This is a genomic window from Luteimicrobium sp. NPDC057192, from assembly GCF_042670205.1.
Classification (GTDB): domain Bacteria; phylum Actinomycetota; class Actinomycetes; order Actinomycetales; family Cellulomonadaceae; genus Luteimicrobium.
The window spans coordinates 37,658-56,916 of sequence record NZ_JBHUWD010000026.1; the positions used below are offsets into that span (position 1 = coordinate 37,658).

Below are 19,259 nucleotides of genomic sequence, written 5' to 3' on the forward strand. Positions count from 1 at the left end.
AGCGGCGCCGTCGGACCTGCCGACGACGCCGCTCGCGTGGGGTGCGGGGGGCTCAGGCCTCCACGACCACCGGGACGATCATGGGGCGACGACGCAGCTTGGTTCCGGCCCAGCGCCCGACGACGCGGCGCATGACCTGCTGGAGCTGGTAGGTGTCGTTCGCGCCTGACGCGATCGACTCCTCGAGCGCCTTGGAGACCTGCGGCAGGATCCCGTCGAAGACCTTGTCGTCTTCCGCGAGGCCGCGCGCGAGGATCTGCGGGCCGGCGATAACCTTGCCGGTGCCCGAGTCGACGACGGCGAAGACGGACACGAAGCCCTCCTCGCCGAGGATGCGGCGGTCCTTGAGCTCGGCCTCGGTGATCTCGCCGATGCTCGAGCCGTCGACGAACACCAGCCCGCACGGCACAGCCCCCACGACGGACGCCTTGCCGTCCACGAGGTCGACGACGACGCCGTCCTCGGCGAGCACGACGCGCTCCGGCGGGACGCCCGTCTTGACCGCGAGCGCCGCGTTGGCGACGAGGTGACGCACCTCGCCGTGCACGGGCATGACGTTCTTGGGCTTGACGATGTTGTAGCAGTAGAGCAGCTCACCGGCGCCCGAGTGGCCGGACACGTGCACGCGCGCGTTCCCGCTGTGCACGACGCGCGCGCCCAGTCGCGTGAGCCCGTTGATGACCCGGAACACGGCGTTCTCGTTGCCCGGGATCAGCGAGCTGGCGAGGATCACGGTGTCGCCGGGGCCCACGGTGACGCGGTGGTCGTGGTTGGCGATGCGCGAGAGCGCGGCCATCGGCTCGCCCTGCGAGCCGGTGCACATGAGGACGATCTCGTCGTCGCGCAGCTGGTCGACCTGCTTGAGGTCGACCAGCACGCCCTCGGGGACACGCAGGTACCCGAGGTCGGCGGCGATGCCCATGTTCCGGACCATCGAGCGTCCGACGAGCGCGACCTTGCGGCCGTGCGCGTACGCGGCGTCGAGGACCTGCTGCACGCGGTGGACGTGCGAGGAGAACGACGCGACGACGATCCGCTTCTCGCTGGCCGCGAAGACCGAGTCGAGGACCGGTCCGATCTCACGCTCGGGCGTGACGAACCCGGGCACCTCGGCGTTGGTCGAGTCGACCATGAAGAGGTCGACGCCGCGCTCGCCCAGGCGCGCGAACGCGCGCAGGTCGGTGATGCGCCCGTCGAGCGGGAGCTGGTCCATCTTGAAGTCGCCCGTGTGCAGGACGGTGCCCGCACCCGTGGTGACCGCGACGGCGAGCGCGTCGGGGATCGAGTGGTTGACGGCGACGAACTCGCAGCGGAACGCCCCGAGCTGCTCGACCTGCCCCTCCTTCACCGCGAGGGTGACGGGCGTGATGCGGTGCTCCTTGAGCTTCGCCTCGACGAACGCGAGCGTGAGCTGCGATCCGACGAGCGGGATGTCGCGGCGCAGGCGCAGCAGGTAGGGCACGGCGCCGATGTGGTCCTCGTGGCCGTGCGTGAGGACGATCGCCTCGACGTCGTGGAGGCGGTCCTCGATGTACCCGAAGTCGGGCAGGATCAGGTCGACGCCGGGCTGGTTGTCCTCGGGGAAGAGGACGCCGCAGTCGATGATGAGGAGCTTGCCGTCGTACTCGAGGACGGCCATGTTGCGGCCGACCTCGCCGAGGCCGCCGAGCGCGACGATCCGCAGCGCCCCCTTCGCGAGGGGCGGCGGCGGTGCGAGCTCGGTGTGCAGGTGTGTCATCGGGCGACCTCCGGGGCCGGTTCGGGCTGGGCAGTGTTCTGGGGGCGCGCGGCGCTCTGCGCCGTGCGGTCGAAGACGCCGGCCTGCTCGATCGCCGCGCGCACGGCGGCGGCCTCGGCGTCGGTGGCCTGGACGTTGGGCAGGCGCAGGTGGCGGTTGCTGTGGAGGCCGAGCGCCTCGACGGCGGCCTTGGCCATGACGGCCTGCGCACCGGCGCCGTTGAGCGCCTCGACCACGGGGGCGACGCGCCGGGCGATCGCGAGGGCGGCAGCGTGGTCGCCGGCGTCGAACGCGCGGACCGCGTCGGCGTACTCGCGCGCCACGACGTGGGTGCTGACGCCGACGATGCCGCCCGCGCCCACCGAGAGGAACGGCAGGAGCAGGCCGTCGTCGCCGGAGTACCAGGCCCATCCGGTCGCGGCGATGAGCTTGAGCGCGGAGCCCACGTCGCCCGTGGCGTCCTTGGACGCGACGAAGCTCTCGTGCTCGGCGAGCCGCTCGTACGTGGACGGCGCGATCCGCAGGCCGGCGCGGCCCGGGATGTCGTAGACCATGACCGGCAGGTCGGTCGCGTCGGCGACGGCGACCATGTGCTGGTAGAGGCCCTCCTGCGTGGGGCGCGAGTAGTAGGGCGTGACGACGAGGAGCCCGGTCGCGCCCGCGGCGGCTGCCTGCTCGGCCATGCGGACCGCATGGTCGGTGTCGTTGGAGCCGGCGCCCGCGACGACGTGCGCCCGGTCGCCCACGGCCTCCACGACCGCGGCGATCAGGTCCGCCTTCTCCTGCGCGTGCGTCGTCGGGGCCTCGCCGGTGGTCCCGTTGAGGACGAGCCCGTCGTTCCCCTCGTCGACGAGGTGGCGGGCGAGGCTCGCAGCGGCCTCGAGGTCGATCGCGCCGTCCGGCGTCATGGGCGTGACCATCGCGGTCAGGACGACGCCGAACGGTCGGCGCGGCGCGGTGAGCGCGGTGCTGGGGGCCATGGGGCAAACTTACCGCGACGAGGCCCGGGGCCCGTGCTCGGGGGCGGTCCCCGGCCTGCCTACCGGGACGAGCCGTGCCCATACTGGAGAGCAGGTGCCAACCGTCTCGAGGAGGTGGGCGCATGTCCGTCGCCGCACCCGTCCTGCCGCCCGCCGGCTCCCCTCCCCTGCCGCCCGACGTCGCCGCGCACGTACCGACCGGCGTGCTCGTGGGCGGGGCCTGGGGGCCGTCGTCGTCGGGTAAGACGTTCGAGGTCGCCGACCCCGCGACCGAGGAGACGCTCTTCGACGTCGCCGACGGCACGGCCGAGGACGGCGACCGTGCGCTCGGGGCAGCGTGGGACGCCTGGCCGGCCTGGCGTGCCGTCGCACCGCGCGAGCGCTCCGAGCTGCTGCGTGCGGTCTACCGCCGGGTCATGAACCACCGCGAGGACTTCGCGGCGCTCATCACCGCCGAGTGCGGCAAGCCGCTCGCCGAGTCGCGCGCCGAGGTCGACTACGGCGCCGACTTCCTCCGGTGGTTCGCCGAGCAGGCGGTCCGGTTCGAGGGGCTGTACCGGCCTGCGCCGGCCGGCGGCGTCCGGCAACTCGTGTCGCGGCGTCCGGTCGGCCCCGCGCTCCTCGTGACGCCGTGGAACTTCCCCATCGCGATGCTGACGCGCAAGCTCGCCCCGGCGCTCGCGGCCGGGTGCCCCGTGGTGATCAAGCCGGCACGGCTCACCCCGCTCACGACGCTCGCGCTGGCGGAGATCCTGCGCTCCGAGCTCGCCGACCGCGACCTGCCGGTCGGCGTCGTGAACGTCGTCCCGACGTCGTCGGCGTCGACCGTGACCGGGCCGCTGCTCGCCGACCCGCGCCTGCGCAAGCTCTCGTTCACGGGGTCGACCGCGGTCGGGCGGACGCTCCTCGAGGCGGCTGCCGGGCAGGTCCTCAAGGCGTCCATGGAGCTCGGCGGCAACGCGCCGTTCCTCGTCTTCGAGGACGCTGACCTCGACGCGGCCGTCGCGGGGGCGCTCGTCGCGAAGCTCCGCAACACCGGGCAGAGCTGCGTGGCGGCCAACCGCTTCCTCGTGCACGACGCGGTCGCGGACGAGTTCTCCTCCCGGCTCGCCGCCGCCGTCGGGAAGCGCCGGATGGGGCGCGGGACAGAGGACGGCGTCGACGTCGGGCCGCTCATCGAGGCCTCCGCCGTGGAGAAGGTCTCCGGGCTGGTGCAGGACGCCGTCGACGACGGCGCGCGAGTCCTGGCCGGCGGCGAGGCGCCCGCGGGGCGCGGGTACTTCTACGCGCCCACCGTGCTCGGCGACGTCCCCGCGGACGCCGCGATGCTGGGCGAGGAGATCTTCGGGCCCGTCGCACCCGTGACCCGGTTCGGGTCGGACGACGAGGCGCTCGAGCTCGCGAACAGGACCGAGTACGGGCTCGTCGCCTACGCGTACACGCGGGACGTCGGGCGCGCGCTGCGGCTCACCGAGGAGCTCGAGGCCGGGATGATCGGGATCAACCGCGGGCTCGTGTCCGACGCGAGCGCGCCGTTCGGCGGGCTCAAGCAGTCCGGGCTCGGGCGCGAGGGCGGCGAGGCCGGGATCGAGGAGTACCAGGAGACGGTGTACGCGGCCGTCCAGCTCTGAGGTCCAGGGAAGGGCAGGCTCACCTTGCTACGATCGCCCTCCCCGAGAACCAGGAGAGCCCCGTGGCCGACGTCCTCGACCGCCCGACCCCCGACTCCCCCGCCCCGGCCCGCCGCCGCCCGCCCACCATCGGGCTCGGGTACGCGATCTTCGCGTCCCGCTGGCTGCAGGCGCCCCTGTACTTCGGCCTGATCGTCGCGCAGGCCGTCTACGTGTGGCAGTTCCTCAAAGAGCTCTGGCACCTCATCGAAGGCGTCTTCTCCGGCCACGACCCGCTGAGCGAGTCGACGATCATGCTGTCCGTGCTCGGCCTCGTCGACGTCGTGATGATCTCCAACCTGCTCATCATGGTGATCATCGGCGGGTACGAGACCTTCGTGTCGCGCCTCCAGGTGCACGGCCACCCCGACGAGCCCGAGTGGCTCAGCCACGTCAACGCCAACGTGCTCAAGACCAAGCTGGCGATGTCGATCATCGGCATCTCGTCGATCCACCTGCTGCGGACCTTCATCAGCTCCCAGGACTACACGGCCGAGCAGATGATGTGGCAGACGATCATCCACCTCGCGTTCGTGTTCTCCGCGCTCGCGCTCGCCTGGATCGACCGCCTGTCCCTCACGGCCCACCAGCGCGCCGCGAACGCGCGGCTCGGCGACGAGGCGCCCGTCGGCCACTGAGCCGCCGGCGCGGGGCGGCGGCCTGGACCGCAGCCCCGCGCTCGGTAGGCTCAGGCCGTGCCCTCCACCCGCCCGACGACGCCGCCCGACGAGCGCGCCGTCGTCCGGCAGGCGGTGTCGGTGTCCGTCGCGACGGGGCTCTACGGCATCTCGCTCGGCGCGCTCGCCGTCGTCGCGGGCCTGTCCGTGTGGCAGTCCGTCGTGCTCAGCCTCTTCATGTTCTCCGGCGGGTCGCAGTTCGCGCTCGTCGGGATCGTCGGCACGGGGGGCTCGGCCGCCTCGGCGATCGCGACCGCCGGGCTCCTGGGGATCCGCAACGGGTTCTACGGCGTCCAGCTCTCGCCGCTGCTCGCCGTCCGGTCCTGGCGGCGGGTGCTCGCCGCGCACCTGACCATCGACGAGTCCACCGCCGTCGCGACCGCGCAGCCCACCGTGCGGCTCGCGCGCGTCGGCTTCTGGCTCACCGGCGCCGGGGTGTTCGTGCTCTGGAACGTCTTCGTGCTCGCAGGGGCGCTCGCGGGCAACGCGCTCGGAGACCCGAAGCGCTACGGGCTCGACGCCGCCGCGTCCGCCGCGTTCCTGGCCCTGCTCTGGCCGCGGCTGCGGACGGCCCTCGCGCGGTGGGTCGCGGCGGGCGCGGTCGTCGTCGCGGTGGTCCTCACCCCCGCCGTACCGAGCGGCGTGCCCGTGCTCGTCGCGGCCGTGCTGGCCGTCGTCGTCGGCTGGTGGACCGGGCGCGAGCCTGCGCGCCCGGCAACCGCGGACGGGGAGGCCTCATGAGCCCGACGACGATCTGGGTGACCGTCCTCGCCGGGAGCGCGGTGTGCCTGGCGCTCAAGCTCGCGGGGCACGTCGTGCCGGGGACGTGGGCCGCGCACCCGCGCGTCGCGCGGACGGCTGCGCTCGTCACCGTCGCGCTGCTCGCGGCGCTCGTCGCCGTCCAGACCGTCGCCTCGGGCCGCGAGCTCGTGATCGACGCCCGGCTCCCCGCGCTCGCCGTCGCCGCGGTGGCGCTCGTGCTGCGCGCGCCGTTCATCGTGGTCGTCGTGCTGGCCGCCCTCACCGCCGCCCTGCTGCGCGCCGTCGGCATGAGCTGACGGTCCGGCGCCCCGGTCCTCGGTCCGGGGGCGCCGGGGTCCCGTCAGAGCGCGACGTCCCCCGCGAGATGGACGACGATCCCCATCCGGTCGAGCATCGCGGCCTTGGCCGCGAGCGCCTTGTCCGCCGTGGCGGCGTCGGGCGCGTACGCGAGCTGGGCGTGGTTGGCCTTGTGCCGAGCCATGAACTGGTCGCGCGTGATGCCGTGCAGCACGACGTGCGCGATGGGCCACTCGGGGTTGGTCGCGTCCTTGCGCCGCTGCGTCTCTTCCCCGGGGAGCTCGACGACGGTCCCGCGAAACAGGTCGGCCTGGAGGATGCCGTCGGCGATGTAGATGCGGGACAGCACGATCGCGCCCGGCTTCGACACGCCGTTGATGGTCGCGCCGCCGGCAGGGAAGAAGACGTGGCCCTGCCGCCAGCCCTCGGCCTTGTCCCAGCCGCCGAGGTGCGACCCGGGGACCGAGCCCGAGATCTCGTAGACCCACACGAACGCGCCGTCGTAGTCCTCCCCCCACCGGACGTCGTGCAGCGTGGTGTCCGGGACGAGCCCCATCCCCCGCCAGACCCGGTTCGTGACGAGCGCGTCGACGGCCACACCCTCGTCGGCCTCGTTGAAGTGCGGGAACGCGAGGCCCGCGTGCACCTCGCGGGAGCCGTCGCGCGAGCGCACCGGGGGACGTTCGGTCGAGTTGAGGAGGCCCTCGGCGAGGTCGGAGGCCGGGACGAGGTCCTTGAGGCCCTGCTGGTACTGGATCCCCACGGCGTCGAGGCCGAAGTCGTCGGCGATCCGGAGCGCGGCGATGTACATCTTGAGCTGCGACTGCACCTGCTCGCGGGTGAGCTCGGTGGCGGGGTCGCTACCGTAGCGGAACGTCATCCCGCGGTCGGTCAGCCATGTGTACGCCTCGTCCGCCTCGGCGTCACCGACCTGCTGCATCTCGGCGAACAGCGCCGACTGGCTCAGACGCTCCTTGTAGACGCCGGTCGGGTTGAGGAGCTCGTCGTCGAAGATCGCGTTGTACATGCCCATGCAGCCCTCGTCGAACACGCCGACGATCGCCTTGTCGGCGAGAATCTGGTCGCCCAGGGCGCGGCCGAGCCGGACCTCCGGGGTGTCCGGGAGCGCGGGGAGCGGGCGGACGTGCGACGCGTCGTGCGTGATGCGCCCGGTGTCGGTCCACTCCTTCAGGCCGGCGCGGAACCAGTCGTCGGTGAAGTCGACCGACCAGGTCGTGGCGTACTCCTTGCCCATCTTGGTGAGGCCAGCGTTGAGGCCGAGCAGCCCCACGAGGCCCGGCCACTCACCCTCGAAGTTCGCCACCGTCAGGATGGGGCCGCGGTGCGTCCGGAGCCCGGCGAGCACGTGGTGCGAGTACTGCCAGACGGCCTCGACGACGACCAGCGGCGCGTCCTCCGGGATCGCCTTGAACACCTCCAGGCCCATGCGCTGGCTCGAGACGAAGCCGTGCCCGGTCGCGGGGTCCACGCCGTTCGCGCGCACGACCGTCCAGCCGAGGTCCTCGAGCGCACCCGTCACCGCGGCCTCGACCGCCTGCTGTGTCGGCCAGCCCGCAACGTTGGCGGACTCCCGCAGGTCGCCCGATGCGACGAGGTACGCCGTCCGCGGCGCGAGCGGGGGCCGCGGGGCGGACGTGGGCAGGGCGTACTCGGTCTGGTCCGTCATCGTGTCTCCAGTCGTTCGTCGCGGACGGCCCAGACGCCGTCGCGGGGTGGTTCGGGGTCGTGGCCGGCGGTCGCCCAGCTCTCACCGGCCGCCAGGTGCAGCGGGCCGTGGGCCGCGACGGCGCCCCGGAGGACGAGCCGGTCGAGGTCGAGGGCGCCGCCGAGGACGTGCAGGGCGATCCCGTCGCCGGCGACCTCGACCCGGCCCCAGCCGGTGCCCGTGGTGAACAGCGCCCGGAGAGGGCCGCGTGGCACCGGGTCGAAGGCGAGGGTGCGCGTCGGCGCGTCCCACTGCGCCCCCGTCCAGCCCAGGAGCAAGGCCCACGACGCGAGCGACCGGGCGTAGTGGTTGCCGCACTCGATCTCGTTCCACGGGCTGCGCCGGCTGCCGTCGTAGCGCGCTCGGAGGGTGCGCTCGACCAGCAGCGCGTCGTCGACCAGGCCGGCGAACAGCAGCGACGCGGCGACCTGGTGCTCGACCCCGGTCCAGACCTCGTCCGAGTAGACGAACGGGATCGCGGGGCGTCCGCCGCGGGGCCACGACGCGAGCAGGAGGCCGCCTTCGTCGTCGACGGCGTAGACACGCTGGGTGCTCTCGTGCTCGCGCAGGTCCGTGCGGTGGTTCTCGCGGACGACCGTCCCGAGCGCGGCGCGCACCCGTGCGGGCGGCAGCAGCTCGCCGAGGCCCCCCAGGTAGGCGTGGAACTGCCCCAGCAGCTGGTCGGACAGGACCCCGTCCCCGTACTGGTAACGGTGTGCGTCCACGTCCACGCCCACCTGCCGGTAGCAGGACCCGTCCCACAGGACCGCGTCCATCGCGGCCGCCACGCGGTCCGCGCGGCTGTGCCACCGCGCGGCGAGGCGGTCGTCGCCGAGCGACGCGGCCATCCGCTCCCCCGCCCTGAGGGCGGCGAGGAACATCGAGTTGGCGAGCGGCTCGACGCCGTGGAACTCGATGTCGTAGGTGTTGTGCAGCGCGCCGTCGAGCAGCCCGTCGCCGTCGTGGTCCCACCGCGTCGCGGCGTGCTCGAGGCTGCGGGCCGCCGCCGGCCACAGCTCACGCAGGAACGCGTCGTCTCCCGAGTACCGCCACTCGCGGTGCAGCCGCAGGAACGTGCCGAGCTGGCCGTCGACGGCCGGCCCCATGAACCAGGCCGGGCCACCGAGGACCCGGTTGGTCCGGAACTTCTGCGCCCCGTCCGCGTCCGTCTCGAGGAGCAGCTCGACGCGGCGGGCGCTGCGCTCGAGGGACGGGAACAGCCACGCGACCGTCTGGGCGTACGACCACACGTGCGTGCACGTGCCCTCGCACGAGCCGCCGTGGTCGAACGAGCCCTCCCACGCGAGGAAGACCGGCCCGTCGCCGAGCTCAGGGTTCGGCGTCTCCAGCACGAAGCACGTCGTCGACCGGGCCGCGGCGACGTTGGCGCCCACCGCGTCGGCGATCACGGGATCGAGCGTCCCGCCGTACAGCGCCTCGACGAACGCCGACGTCGCGGTCTCGAGCTCGCCCAGGCGGGCGTGCAGGTCCGCGGCGGCCGACCAGGCGTCGGGCCAGAGCGTCGCGTAGTGGTTGCGCACGACCTCGCTCGCGTGCGGGTTCGGCAGGCCGATGGTGCCGAGCCAGGCGCGCGGGCGGTTCGGGAAGCCCCACGCGAGCACGAACTCGAACGCGCGCGACTCGCCGGGCGCGAGCTCGTGGACGATGCCGAGCGACCCGGTCCGCAGGCGCGGCAGCAGCTCCAGCAACGCGGCCGGGTCCATCGCCCCGGCGGCTCCGCCCGCACGCGTGCCGGCGGCCTCCGGGTCGAGCTCCGCGAAGAGCCCGCGCGGACGGTCCTCGAGCGTGACGGAGGGCTCGGGCTCGAGCAGGCCGTCGTCGACGAGGTCGTCCCAGAACAGCCGGGCGCCGTCGGGCCAGTAGCCCGTGACCCACTGGGGCTTGGTGGTCACCTGCGCGTCGGTCGTGGTGAGGCTGAGCGTGCCGTACCCGACGTCGTCCGGCGGCAGCTCGATGCCGAAGTCGAGCCCGCGCACACGCCCGTCGTCACGCCACCGCACGGTCTGGGGGGCGCGGAGCCCGAACGGTCCGTCCCCGCGTCCGGCGGTGTGGGTCATGCTCCCGACGACGGTCACGGCCACCGGGACCGGGCCCGGGTTGGTCACCGTGTAGCGCAGGACGGCCGCCGGGATCCCGGAGTCGTCGGGCTCGAGCGGCACGAGGGGCGTGAACGCGCGCAACGACACCTCGACTGGTAGTGCGTCGTCGGAGAAGTCGACGTCGGCGACCGGGTACTCGCCGTGCAGGGTCGCGCTCGCGAGGCGCGGCAGGCCCGCGACCCGGTCGAAGCCGTACCCGGCGTCCCAGTCGCGACGGCCGGTGTCGCGCGCCTCCAGCACCCGCGTCACGGCCGCGCCGCCGCGCGGCTCGGCCCGGATCGCGAAGAACGAGTAGGGGTTGAGCCGACCCTTGTCGGGCCGGTTCTCGAGCTCCCAGTCGCGCAGCTCGCCGCGAGCGCCGACCGACACGTTGCCGGTGCCGACGCCGCCCAGCGGGAACGCCGCGCGCTCCGCGGTGTGCGGGATCCCGCGCGCCCGCCGGGTCATGCCGCACCCGCCTCGTCGGCGGCGAGCTCGTGGACCACGCCCTTGGTGGCGTCGTAGAGCCGGAGGTAGCGGTCGTAGAGAGTGTGGTACCGGTCGCGCAGCGCCGGGTCGGGCTGCACCGTCCGGGCGACGGGGTTCCAGGCGTCGACGTCGGCGTCGTCCCCGAGCGCCCGCGCCGCGAGGAACGCCGCCCCGTAGCTCGCGCCGACCGTCGTGGCGGGCACCTCCTGCACGAGGCCGGTCACGTCGGAGACGACCTGGAGCCAGAGGCCACCCTGCGTCCCCCCACCGACCGCGACGACGCGCTCGATCTCTGCGCCCGCCGCCCGCATGGTCTCGACGTTGTGGCGCACACCGAACGCGGTGGCCTCGAGCGCGGCCCGGTAGAGGTCGCCCCGCGTGTGCCGCAGCGTGAGCCCCGCGACGACGCCTCGCGCGTCAGGATCGAGGATCGGCGTGCGCTCGCCCGCGAAGTACGGGAGCGTGAGCAGGCCGTGCGCCCCGGGGCCGGACGCCGCGGCCTCGGCAAGCAGCTCCGGGTACCCGGCGCCGGTCAGCTCCGCCAGCCACGCGGTCAGCGCGCCCGACGTCGCGAGGCCGCCCGCGAGGTTCCGGCTGCCCGGGAAGACGCCCACGGTCGTCCACATCGACGGTGTCCGGAGCGTCCGCGGCCCGGTCGCGACCAGGAACATCGTGGTCCCGTACATGAGCATGAGGTCGCCGTCGCGCGTGGCGCCGACGCTCACCGCCTCGCTCCAGGCGTCGATGGTGCCCGTGACGACGGGGACGCCGGCGGGCAGGCCGGTGGTGTCGGCCGCCGCCGGGGTCACCGTGCCCGCGACCTCGCCCGCCCAGCGCAGCTCCGGGGCCTCGATCCCGGGCGCGTAACGCTCCCAGAGCTCGGGCTCCCAGGAGGCTTGCTCCAGGTCGTAGAGGGGCGAGACCTGGCTCGCCGACTGATGGTCGAGCACGTACGCGCCGGTCAGGTGCCGGACGAGCCACGACGCCGGCATGAAGAGACGACGCGCCCGGGCGTACGCCTCGGGCTCCTCGTCCGCCACCCAGACGATCTTCGGTCCCGCGGCCTGCGAGCTCAGGCGGGAGCCGCCGACCGTGGTGATCCGCGCGTCGCCGAGCTCCTTCGTCATCCGCGTGACCTGCGCCGTCGACCGGGTGTCGACGCCGTAGAGGACGGCGGGGCGGACCGGACGGTCCTCGCCGTCCGCGAGGAGCACGCAGGGGCCCATCCCGCTCACGCCCACCGCGGCGACCTCGACGTCGAGCCCGCCCGCCACCGCGCCGGCGAGGAGCGTCCGCACGAGCGTGACGAGCTCGTCCCACCAGACGCCCCCGTCCATCTCGACCCAGCCCGGCCGGGGGCGTGCGACCTCGTGCTCGACCGTCGCGGAGCCTCGGACCGCCCCGCTGGCGTCGACCAGGACTCCCTTGCTGCTCGAGGTGCCGATGTCGACCCCCAGGGTGCAGCGCAGCCGCATCGCATCCTCCTTGACCGTGCCGGCGATGTCCCAACCCTAGGCGAAATCGATTTCAGACACAACCCCCGAAGATCGCGGCGAGAGCCGGTGAGGCGAGACGGAGAGTCAGGGCGCGGGCGGCTGCTGCGCGGGCTGGAGCTCACCCCGCAGCACCACGGTCCGAGCCGGCTGCGTGTCGCCGCCGATCCGGTCGAGCAGCATCCGGGCCGCGGTCACGCCCATCTCGCGCGCCGGCAGCCGGACCACGGACACCACGCTCGGCGAGAGCGTGGTGAACGGCAGCGACCCGATCACGGCCACGCCCACCCGCGGCGGAGTGAGGCCGCGCTCGGTGAGCACCTGGATGGTCCCGACGCCGAGCAGGTTGTTCCCGGCGACGACGGCCTCGGGCGGCTCGGGCAGCGCGAGGAAGCGCTCCATCGCCTCCCGGCCCCCGTTCACCTGGAAGCTCGAGTAGACGAGCAGCTCGTCGAGGTCGAGCTCGGGCGCGCGCCGGGCCATCACGGCGCGCCACCCCTGGGCGCGCTGGGCCGCGGTCTCGATCGACTCGGGGCCGGTCACGCACGCGATCCGACGGTAGCCCGCGTCGAGGAGGTTCTCGGTGGCGGCCTGGCCCGCGGACCGGTTGGCCATGACGACGCCGTCGACGTCGTAGCCGGACGCCCGGTCGACCGCCACGACGGGGCGGCCGGTCGCGAGGACCTGGTCGAGGCTCGTCTCGCTCGACGCGGCGGCGATGATGACGCCCGCCATCTGCTCGGAGATGGCGATCCGGAGGTAGGTGTCCTCCTTGGCGACCTGGGAGTCGGAGTTGCAGAGCACCACCGAGTACCCCGCCTCCGAGGCGACGTCCTCCACCCCTCGCGCCATCTCCGTGAAGTGCGGGTTCTCGATGTCCGGGATGACCAGCGCGACGACCTCGGACGCCTGACGCCGCAGGGACCGGGCCGTCCGGTTGGGCGTGAAGTCGAGCTGACGAGCGGCCTCGCGGACCGCGGCGGCCTTCTCCGCGGACACGCCCACGTTGTTGAACACGCGCGAGACCGTGGCCGGCGAGACGCCCGCGAGCTTGGCGACCTCGTAGATCGTTGACATGGGCCTCCGCCCGGGAGAGTCCTTCACGTTGACACGTGGGTGGCCTCACCCTACAGTGCTGAAATCGATTCCGCCACTGCGTGCGGCCGCTGTCACCGCAGGTCGCGACGGAGAAACCCGACACGAGGAAGTGCGGTCACCATGAGCCAGCCCACCCCCGGGGCCACCGCGATCGCGGCCCTGCGCGACCTGAGCACCCGCTCGATCTCGCCCGAGAACTTCGACGGCGCGCCCGGCGGCGGCGCCCGCGCGACGACCGGGACGGGCGCCGCGTGCGCGCGCGACCTCGGGCCGGGCTGGAAGATCTCGCCGAGCGTCGACGTCGAGCCCGGGGCCACGTTCGACCTCGCACGCATCGACGGGCCCGGCCGCATCACGCACGTCTGGCTCACGACGCACACCGACCACTGGCGCACCCTCCTGCTGCGCGCCTACTGGGACGGCGCGGACGAACCCGCGGTCGAGGTCCCCCTCGGCGACTTCTTCTGCAACGGCTGGGGCGTGTTCGCGCAGGTGAGCTCGCAGGTCGTCGCCGCGAACCCGCACGGCGGCTTCAACTCGTACTGGCCGATGCCGTTCCGCAGCGGGGCGCGGCTCACCCTCGAGAACACGTCCGAGGTCGCGGCCCGCGTCTACTACCAGGTCACGTACGAGGTCGGTGGCGACCACAGCCAGGACGGCTACTTCCACGCGCAGTGGCGGCGGTCGAACCCGCTCGAGGACCGCACGCCGCACGTCCTCGTGGACGGCGTGGAGGGCAAGGGGCAGTACGTCGGCACGTACCTCGCCTGGGGTGCCAACTCCAACGGCTGGTGGGGCGAGGGCGAGATCAAGTTCTACCTCGACGGCGACACCGACCACCCGAGCATCTGCGGCACCGGGACGGAGGACTACTTCGGTGGCGCCTGGAACTTCGACGTCCCCGGCCAGGGCTACACGCCGTACACGACGCCGTACCTCGGCCTGCCGCAGGTGATCCGGCCGGACGGTCTCTACGTCTCGCAGCAGCGGTTCGGGATGTACCGGTGGCACCTGCCCGACCCGATCTACTTCTCGCAGCGCCTCGCTCGCGTCGACATCCAGGCCCTCGGCTGGCGCAGCGGCTGGCGCTACCTGCCCCTGCGTGACGACATCGCCTCGACGGCGATGTTCTACCTCGACCGGCCCACGGCCCGCCGGCCTCGGACGCCGAGCGCCGACGACATGGAGGTGCACCTGGGCACCGCCCCCGTGCCCGACATCGGCGCCACTCCCCCGCGCGAGCCGCGGGACTGACCACCGGGAGGGCAGCGACCACGCGTGGGACCGACCGCGGGCCGCTGCCTCCGGGAGTCCGGCCCGTCACTTGAGGCCGGCGAGCTTGATGTTCCCGATGATCTGCCGCTGGAAGACCAGGAAGAGCACGATCACGGGCGCCGCCGCGAGCACGGAGCCCGCCATGAGCAGCCCGAGCTCGGAGCTCCGCTCCGACCGGAAGTTCGCGAGGTACTGCTGGACGACGTACTTGTCGGGGCTCGTGATCGTGAGGATCGGCCAGACGTAGGAGTTCCAGTACGCGAGGAACGACGTGATACCCATGACCACGAACGGCGGCTTGGACAGCGGCACGAACAGCCGCCAGAAGATGCCGAGCCGGCCGCAGCCGTCCAGCATCGCGGCCTCCTCGAGGCTCGAGGGGATGCTCAGGTAGAACTGCCGGATGAAGAAGATGGTCGCCGCGTTCGCTGCGCCCGGGACCACCAGCACGGCCAGCGTGTCGAGCATCGCGAGCTTGGTCACGACGATGAAGCTCGTGAGCAGGATCGTCATGCCCGGGATGAACATCGTCGTGATGACGACCGTCCAGATGGTCCGTCTGAAGCGGAAGTCGAGCCTCGCGAACGCGTAGGCGGCGAGGGAGTTCACGCTGAGGCTGAGCACCGTGAAGAGCACGGCGCCGCCGAACGTCCACGCCATCGTCCGCAGGAACGTCGGGTCCGACAGGATCTGGGTGTAGTTGTGCCACTGCCACACCTCCGGGAAGAACTGGAACGGCGTCGCGACGACCTCGGTCTTCGACTTGAACCCTGCGATCACCATCCAGGCGAGCGGGAACAGGGCGACGAGCACGAACGCTGCGCCGGCGACCCCCTTGCCCGTGCCGACCAGCCACCAGGCCGCCCCGCGCCGAGGGTGCGGCCGGTCCGACCTGCTAGGCGCGCCCGCGCCCACGGCCTCGATCTCGTACGCGACGGCCATCAGTCCACCAGCTTTTCGGAGTTGACGAAGCGGAACACCAGCGCGGACACCGTGCCGAGGACGACGAACAGCAGCAGCGCCGCCGCGATCGAGTAGCCCACGTTGATGTCGTTGCGGAAGTGGTTGAAGATGAACAGGTTCGGCAACGTCGTGGAGTCGAGCGGGCCGCCCTGCGTCATCACGAGGGGGAGCTCGAACTGCTGGATCGCGGCGACGAAGCCGGTGATCATGAGGTACAGGCCGATGTTCTTCATCTGGGGCAGCGTGATGTACCGCGTCTTCTGGCCCCAGTTGGCGCCCTCCATCGCCGCCGCCTCGTAGTACTCGGTCGGGATGTCGACCATGGCCGCGACCATGATGAGCGACTGCAGCCCGACGCCCAGCCAGATCGCCGGCACCGCGATCGCGACGAGCGCCCACGTCGGGTCGCCGAGCCAGGCGACCGGGCTCACGCCGAACAGCCCGAGGAACCAGTTGAGGAGCCCGCCCGAGTAGTCGTAGATGAGGACGAACAGGATCGACGTGATGACCGTGGACACGATCGTCGGGACGTAGATGCTGACCTTCAGCACGCTGGCGAACCGCTTCGAGACGCTCACGACCAGGCTCGAGAAGAGGAACGCCAGCACGAGCATCGGCGGGACGGTGAGCAGCACGAACACGAAGCCGCGTTTGATCGTGTCCCAGAAGAGCGGGTCCGTCAGGACGTCCGTGTAGTTCTTCCAGCCCACGAACTCGGGCGCCTTGTAGAAGCTCCAGTCCTGGAACGACAGGTACCCGGCGTAGCCCGCAGGCCACAGGACGAAGACCCCCAGCAGCACGACGGCAGGTGCGATCAGCAGGTACGCGACCTTGCTGTCGCGGTACCGCTTGCGCCTCGTCCTGTCCTCCGGGCGGCCACCGGCCGCGTCGGCCACGTCACCGCGCGGCACCCTCAAGGTCTCGCTCGCCATCGTGCGTCTCCCGTCCTGCCCCGGGCCGTGCGGGAGCGGCCCTCCCGCTGCCGCACGGCCCGGGGCGTCGTGCCACTAGTTCTTCGGCGCCTTGGAGGCCAGGTCCTGGCTCGAGATGACCTTCTTGATCGCAGCCTCGGCCGTCCCGATCGCCTTGTCGGGGCTGGCCGCACCCTTCATCACGGATTCCATCGCGGTACCGACCGCGAGCGAGACGTCCCACGGGTAGGTCGGCTCCGGGATCGCCGTCGGGGCGATCTGGTTGACGACGATGTCGGACCACGGAGCGTTCGCGGCGCCCTCGTCCTTGGCGACCGCCTCCTGCACGGACTTGCGGACGGGCACCTTCGTGAACTGCGTGTCCACGAAGAACGGCACCACGTTGGCCGGGTCGCCCGCGATCGCCCAGGTGAGGAACTTGCCCGCCGCGTCGGCGTGCTGCGACTTCGCGTCGACGACCCACTTGAAGTTGCCCAGCGTGGTCGCGGTGCGCCCGCCGGCGTCGGGCGCGTTCGGGAACGCCCCGACGCCGGTCTTCGCGAGCAGGTCCTTGTAGTCCGAGCCGATCTCGGACATCATCCACGAGCCCGAGACCTTGAACGCGACCTTCTTCTGACCGAAGTCCTTACCCTCGACGTATGCGGCGAGGGGCTGCTTGGGCATGTAGCCGTTGTCCCAGAGCTTCTTGTAGTCGTCCATGAGCGCCCGGTAGCCGTCGTCGTCGATGTCCGGGGCCGTCCAGTCGTCGGTGAGCGCCGTGTGGCCGGCGAAGTTGTACTGCTGCCCGACGGTCGACCAGGCGAACGTCGCGGCGTCCTGCGCGGGGGCGATGCAGTACTGCCCCGACTTCAGGGTCGGCTTGATCTTGGCGCAGTCCGCGAGCAGCTCGTCCCACGTCGTCGGACCGTGCTCGGGATCGATTCCAGCCGCCTGCAGCATGTCCTTGTTCCAGAACAGCACCGACTGCGCCTCGAGCAGCAGCGGGTACGCGTAGTACGTCCCGTCCAGCTCCGACACCGGCTTGGCCGCGTCGATGATCTGGTTCAGGGCGTCGTCCGGGACGATCCCGTCGAGCTTGTGGAGCTGACCTGCGTTGACGGCGTCCTGGATGGAGCCGGAGTGCGTGTAGATGTCGGGCGCCTTGCCCGCGGCCTGGGCGGCCTTCATCTTCTGGTCCCAGGCGTCGGCGGGCACCTCGGTGTCCACGACCTTGATCTCCGACTGGGAGTCGTTGAACTTCTTGACGATGTCCTTGTACCAGGCGTTCTCGGGCGGGGTGAACGTGCGGTGCCAGAACTGGATCGTGGTCGTGCTGCCGGCCCCGCCACCCCCCTTCGCCTCGTCGTCCTTGCTCTGGCCGGGTGTGCTCGATCCGCAGCCTGCGAACATCAGGGCGGCCGCCGCGGCGGCCGACACGCCTACGAAGAGCTTGGTGCGTCGGGTGTGCATGTGTCCCTCCTCAGGAACACGGCTCGTCAGTGAGCCGTCGAGGTCTCCGGCCTGTCGGCCGACCGCATCGAGGGAGCGACGACCGGTCTGGGTCGTCGTCGATCCGCATCACGTGACACAGTAGAAGAAATCGATTTCAGACGCAACGGCCCGGACGCATCTCCACCGGTTCGTGACCTTCGGGCCGGATCCGCGCCGGCTTCGGTCCGGGCGACCCCACGCCCGCGCGCCCACCCCGCCCAGCGCTCCTGCGACGCGCCCGCGCAGAACAAGTCCCGTTCTCCCGCGCGACGTCGCAGGTGCCCTCGGCTACTTCGAGGAGGACGCGGCAGTCGCGTGGAGCTTCACGGCGTGCCGCAGCGCCTCGCGCGCCCGACGCCGGTCCCCCGACGCGTCGTAGGCGAAGCCCAGGTTGAACCAGGCGCGCCAGTCGTCGGGCGCCGCCTCGACGTCCGCCTGACGGAGCGCGAACTGCGCGTCCGCGGCATCACGGTCGATCCGGCCGCCGGGCGAGCGGGGCAGGTCGTCGACGGGCAGCCCGCCCTGGGCGTGGAGCTCGTTCGCGAGGCCCTGGACGCGGGACGCGAACCACCACTCGCGCCCGATGTACCAGAGCGCGAGCACAGGGATGACGATCAGGCAGACGCCGATCGCGATCCCTACGGCCTCACCGGAACCGAGGAGCGCGACCACCGCGCGGCCGATCGCGAAGGCGTACACCACGAGCACGGCGGTCGCGAGCAGCGCCCCGAGCAGTCCCTTGCGCATCGTCGGCCCCTCAGCCGAGGTCGAGGACGTGCTCGAGCCCGACCGTCAGCCCGGGCCGCCGGGTGACCTCGCGCACGGCGAGCACGACACCCGGCATGAACGAGACCCGGTCGAACGAGTCCTGGCGGATGACGAGCTGCTCGCCGACGTTGCCCAGGAGGATCTCCTCGTGCGCGACGAGCCCGCGCAGGCGGACCGCGTGCACGCGCACCCCGTCGACGTCGGCGCCGCGGGCCTCGAAGCCCGACTCCGTCGCGTCGGGGCTCGGCGCGACGCCGGCCGCAGCGCGCGCGGCGGCGACCGCGCGGGCCGTGTGCGTGGCGGTGCCGCTGGGCGCGTCGAGCTTGTCAGGGTGGTGCAGCTCGATCACCTCGACCGACTCGAAGTAGCGCGCCGCCTTCGTGGCGAACGTCATCGCGAGCACCGCGGACAGCCCGAAGTTCGGAGCCACGATCACCCCGAGGTCGACGCCCTCGGCCGCGCGACGGGCGAGGTGCTCGTGCACCCGCGCCTGACGCTCGGCGGTCCACCCCGTCGTCCCGACGACGACGTGCACCCCGGCGCCGAGCGCCGCGTGCACGTTGTCCTCGGTGACGTCGGGCCGGGTGAAGTCGACAGCGACGTCGGCGCCCGAGTCCGCCAGCGCCTGCGCGACGTCGTCGCCGCGGGTCACGCGCGCCACCAGCTCGAGGCCGGTGGCGGCGTCGATCGCGTCGCAGGTCGTACGGCCCATGCGGCCGTCGGCGCCGAGCACCGCCACGCGCAGCGCGGTCGTCGTCGGGGTCCCCTGGTCGGTCACGCGGTCACCTTCCGGTCGGTATCGGCGGGCACGGTCTGGGCCGC

The 19,259-nt window shown here is 72.4% G+C and carries 16 protein-coding genes; 5 read left to right on the forward strand and 11 right to left on the reverse strand.

The window, feature by feature from the left end; all coding sequences use genetic code 11:
* Positions 1 to 52: 52 nt before the first annotated feature.
* Positions 53 to 1,738 (reverse strand): ribonuclease J, encoded by a 1,686-nt coding sequence (locus ACFT5B_RS12940; RefSeq protein ID WP_386798845.1) that lies wholly within the window; start codon positions 1,736 to 1,738, stop codon positions 53 to 55.
* Positions 1,735 to 2,718 carry a 4-hydroxy-tetrahydrodipicolinate synthase gene (dapA, locus tag ACFT5B_RS12945; protein WP_386798847.1) on the reverse strand — a complete coding sequence of 328 codons (984 nt, stop codon included), beginning with the start codon at positions 2,716 to 2,718 and terminating at the stop codon, positions 1,735 to 1,737. Before dapA ends, ACFT5B_RS12940 begins: the two co-directional genes overlap by 4 nt.
* A 122-nt stretch (positions 2,719 to 2,840) precedes the next feature.
* Here dapA and ACFT5B_RS12950 point away from each other — a divergent pair, with 122 nt between their 5' ends.
* The 4 genes from ACFT5B_RS12950 (at position 2,841) to ACFT5B_RS12965 (ending at position 6,123) form a co-directional block, all read left to right on the forward strand.
* Positions 2,841 to 4,349, forward strand: a complete 1,509-nt coding sequence (locus ACFT5B_RS12950; RefSeq protein WP_386798849.1) for an NAD-dependent succinate-semialdehyde dehydrogenase — start codon at positions 2,841 to 2,843, stop codon at positions 4,347 to 4,349.
* A gap of 62 nt (positions 4,350 to 4,411) precedes the next feature.
* Positions 4,412 to 5,026, forward strand: coding sequence for a TIGR00645 family protein (locus ACFT5B_RS12955; protein ID WP_386798851.1), 615 nt, complete (start codon positions 4,412 to 4,414; stop codon positions 5,024 to 5,026).
* A gap of 57 nt (positions 5,027 to 5,083) precedes the next feature.
* Positions 5,084 to 5,806: an AzlC family ABC transporter permease gene (locus ACFT5B_RS12960; protein ID WP_386798853.1), complete on the forward strand. Its 723-nt coding sequence runs from the start codon at positions 5,084 to 5,086 to the stop codon at positions 5,804 to 5,806.
* Positions 5,803 to 6,123, forward strand: coding sequence for an AzlD domain-containing protein (locus ACFT5B_RS12965; protein ID WP_386798855.1), 321 nt, complete (start codon positions 5,803 to 5,805; stop codon positions 6,121 to 6,123). The genes ACFT5B_RS12960 and ACFT5B_RS12965 overlap by 4 nt, the downstream gene beginning before the upstream one ends.
* Positions 6,124 to 6,167: 44 nt before the next feature.
* On the opposite strand, the gene ACFT5B_RS12970 is transcribed toward ACFT5B_RS12965, so the two are convergent.
* The 4 genes from ACFT5B_RS12970 to ACFT5B_RS12985 form a co-directional block, all read right to left on the reverse strand.
* Entirely contained in the window at positions 6,168 to 7,811 is a 1,644-nt protein-coding gene (locus ACFT5B_RS12970) for a fucose isomerase (protein ID WP_386798857.1), read from the reverse strand.
* Positions 7,808 to 10,417 carry a GH116 family glycosyl-hydrolase gene (locus tag ACFT5B_RS12975; RefSeq protein WP_386798859.1) on the reverse strand — a complete coding sequence of 870 codons (2,610 nt, stop codon included), beginning with the start codon at positions 10,415 to 10,417 and terminating at the stop codon, positions 7,808 to 7,810. The genes ACFT5B_RS12970 and ACFT5B_RS12975 overlap by 4 nt, the downstream gene beginning before the upstream one ends.
* A complete protein-coding gene (locus ACFT5B_RS12980) occupies positions 10,414 to 11,913 on the reverse strand; it encodes an FGGY-family carbohydrate kinase (protein ID WP_386798861.1) in 1,500 nt (499 codons plus the stop codon). The genes ACFT5B_RS12975 and ACFT5B_RS12980 overlap by 4 nt, the downstream gene beginning before the upstream one ends.
* Before the next feature lie 105 nt (positions 11,914 to 12,018).
* Positions 12,019 to 13,008 (reverse strand): LacI family DNA-binding transcriptional regulator, encoded by a 990-nt coding sequence (locus ACFT5B_RS12985; protein WP_386798863.1) that lies wholly within the window; start codon positions 13,006 to 13,008, stop codon positions 12,019 to 12,021.
* 141 nt (positions 13,009 to 13,149) lie between these two features.
* Between ACFT5B_RS12985 and ACFT5B_RS12990 the strand changes: the two genes are divergently transcribed.
* Positions 13,150 to 14,283 (forward strand): glycoside hydrolase family 172 protein, encoded by a 1,134-nt coding sequence (locus ACFT5B_RS12990; RefSeq protein ID WP_386798865.1) that lies wholly within the window; start codon positions 13,150 to 13,152, stop codon positions 14,281 to 14,283.
* A 66-nt stretch (positions 14,284 to 14,349) separates the two neighbouring features.
* Here ACFT5B_RS12990 and ACFT5B_RS12995 read toward each other — a convergent pair whose 3' ends face one another.
* From ACFT5B_RS12995 to dapB, 5 genes are all read right to left on the reverse strand, one after another.
* Positions 14,350 to 15,246 carry a carbohydrate ABC transporter permease gene (locus ACFT5B_RS12995; RefSeq protein ID WP_386798867.1) on the reverse strand — a complete coding sequence of 299 codons (897 nt, stop codon included), beginning with the start codon at positions 15,244 to 15,246 and terminating at the stop codon, positions 14,350 to 14,352.
* Complete coding sequence (locus ACFT5B_RS13000) at positions 15,246 to 16,199, reverse strand: carbohydrate ABC transporter permease (RefSeq protein ID WP_386798869.1); 954 nt, start codon at positions 16,197 to 16,199, stop codon at positions 15,246 to 15,248. The genes ACFT5B_RS12995 and ACFT5B_RS13000 overlap by 1 nt, the downstream gene beginning before the upstream one ends.
* Positions 16,200 to 16,274: 75 nt before the next feature.
* Positions 16,275 to 17,648, reverse strand: a complete 1,374-nt coding sequence (locus tag ACFT5B_RS13005; RefSeq protein ID WP_386798871.1) for an ABC transporter substrate-binding protein — start codon at positions 17,646 to 17,648, stop codon at positions 16,275 to 16,277.
* Positions 17,649 to 17,957: 309 nt separating this feature from the next.
* Positions 17,958 to 18,416 carry a hypothetical protein gene (locus tag ACFT5B_RS13010; protein ID WP_386798873.1) on the reverse strand — a complete coding sequence of 153 codons (459 nt, stop codon included), beginning with the start codon at positions 18,414 to 18,416 and terminating at the stop codon, positions 17,958 to 17,960.
* A 10-nt stretch (positions 18,417 to 18,426) separates the two neighbouring features.
* On the reverse strand, positions 18,427 to 19,215 hold the full coding sequence (dapB, locus tag ACFT5B_RS13015) for a 4-hydroxy-tetrahydrodipicolinate reductase (RefSeq protein ID WP_386798875.1): 789 nt from the start codon (positions 19,213 to 19,215) through the stop codon (positions 18,427 to 18,429).
* Positions 19,216 to 19,259 lie beyond the last annotated feature (44 nt).

Bases quoted from the DNA above. Each gene is read 5' to 3' on its own strand.
- ACFT5B_RS13010 (WP_386798873.1), bottom strand. From the start codon at position 18,416: ATGCGCAAGGGACTGCTCGGGGCGCTGCTCGCGACCGCCGTGCTCGTG.
- ACFT5B_RS12950 (WP_386798849.1), top strand. From the start codon at position 2,841: ATGTCCGTCGCCGCACCCGTCCTGCCGCCCGCCGGCTCCCCTCCCCTG.
- ACFT5B_RS12980 (WP_386798861.1), bottom strand. From the start codon at position 11,913: ATGCGGCTGCGCTGCACCCTGGGGGTCGACATCGGCACCTCGAGCAGC.
- ACFT5B_RS12990 (WP_386798865.1), top strand. From the start codon at position 13,150: ATGAGCCAGCCCACCCCCGGGGCCACCGCGATCGCGGCCCTGCGCGAC.
- ACFT5B_RS13005 (WP_386798871.1), bottom strand. From the start codon at position 17,648: ATGCACACCCGACGCACCAAGCTCTTCGTAGGCGTGTCGGCCGCCGCG.
- ACFT5B_RS13000 (WP_386798869.1), bottom strand. From the start codon at position 16,199: ATGGCGAGCGAGACCTTGAGGGTGCCGCGCGGTGACGTGGCCGACGCG.
- ACFT5B_RS12970 (WP_386798857.1), bottom strand. From the start codon at position 7,811: ATGACGGACCAGACCGAGTACGCCCTGCCCACGTCCGCCCCGCGGCCC.
- dapA (WP_386798847.1), bottom strand. From the start codon at position 2,718: ATGGCCCCCAGCACCGCGCTCACCGCGCCGCGCCGACCGTTCGGCGTC.
- ACFT5B_RS12975 (WP_386798859.1), bottom strand. From the start codon at position 10,417: ATGACCCGGCGGGCGCGCGGGATCCCGCACACCGCGGAGCGCGCGGCG.
- ACFT5B_RS12940 (WP_386798845.1), bottom strand. From the start codon at position 1,738: ATGACACACCTGCACACCGAGCTCGCACCGCCGCCGCCCCTCGCGAAG.
- ACFT5B_RS12985 (WP_386798863.1), bottom strand. From the start codon at position 13,008: ATGTCAACGATCTACGAGGTCGCCAAGCTCGCGGGCGTCTCGCCGGCC.
- ACFT5B_RS12995 (WP_386798867.1), bottom strand. From the start codon at position 15,246: ATGGCCGTCGCGTACGAGATCGAGGCCGTGGGCGCGGGCGCGCCTAGC.
- ACFT5B_RS12965 (WP_386798855.1), top strand. From the start codon at position 5,803: ATGAGCCCGACGACGATCTGGGTGACCGTCCTCGCCGGGAGCGCGGTG.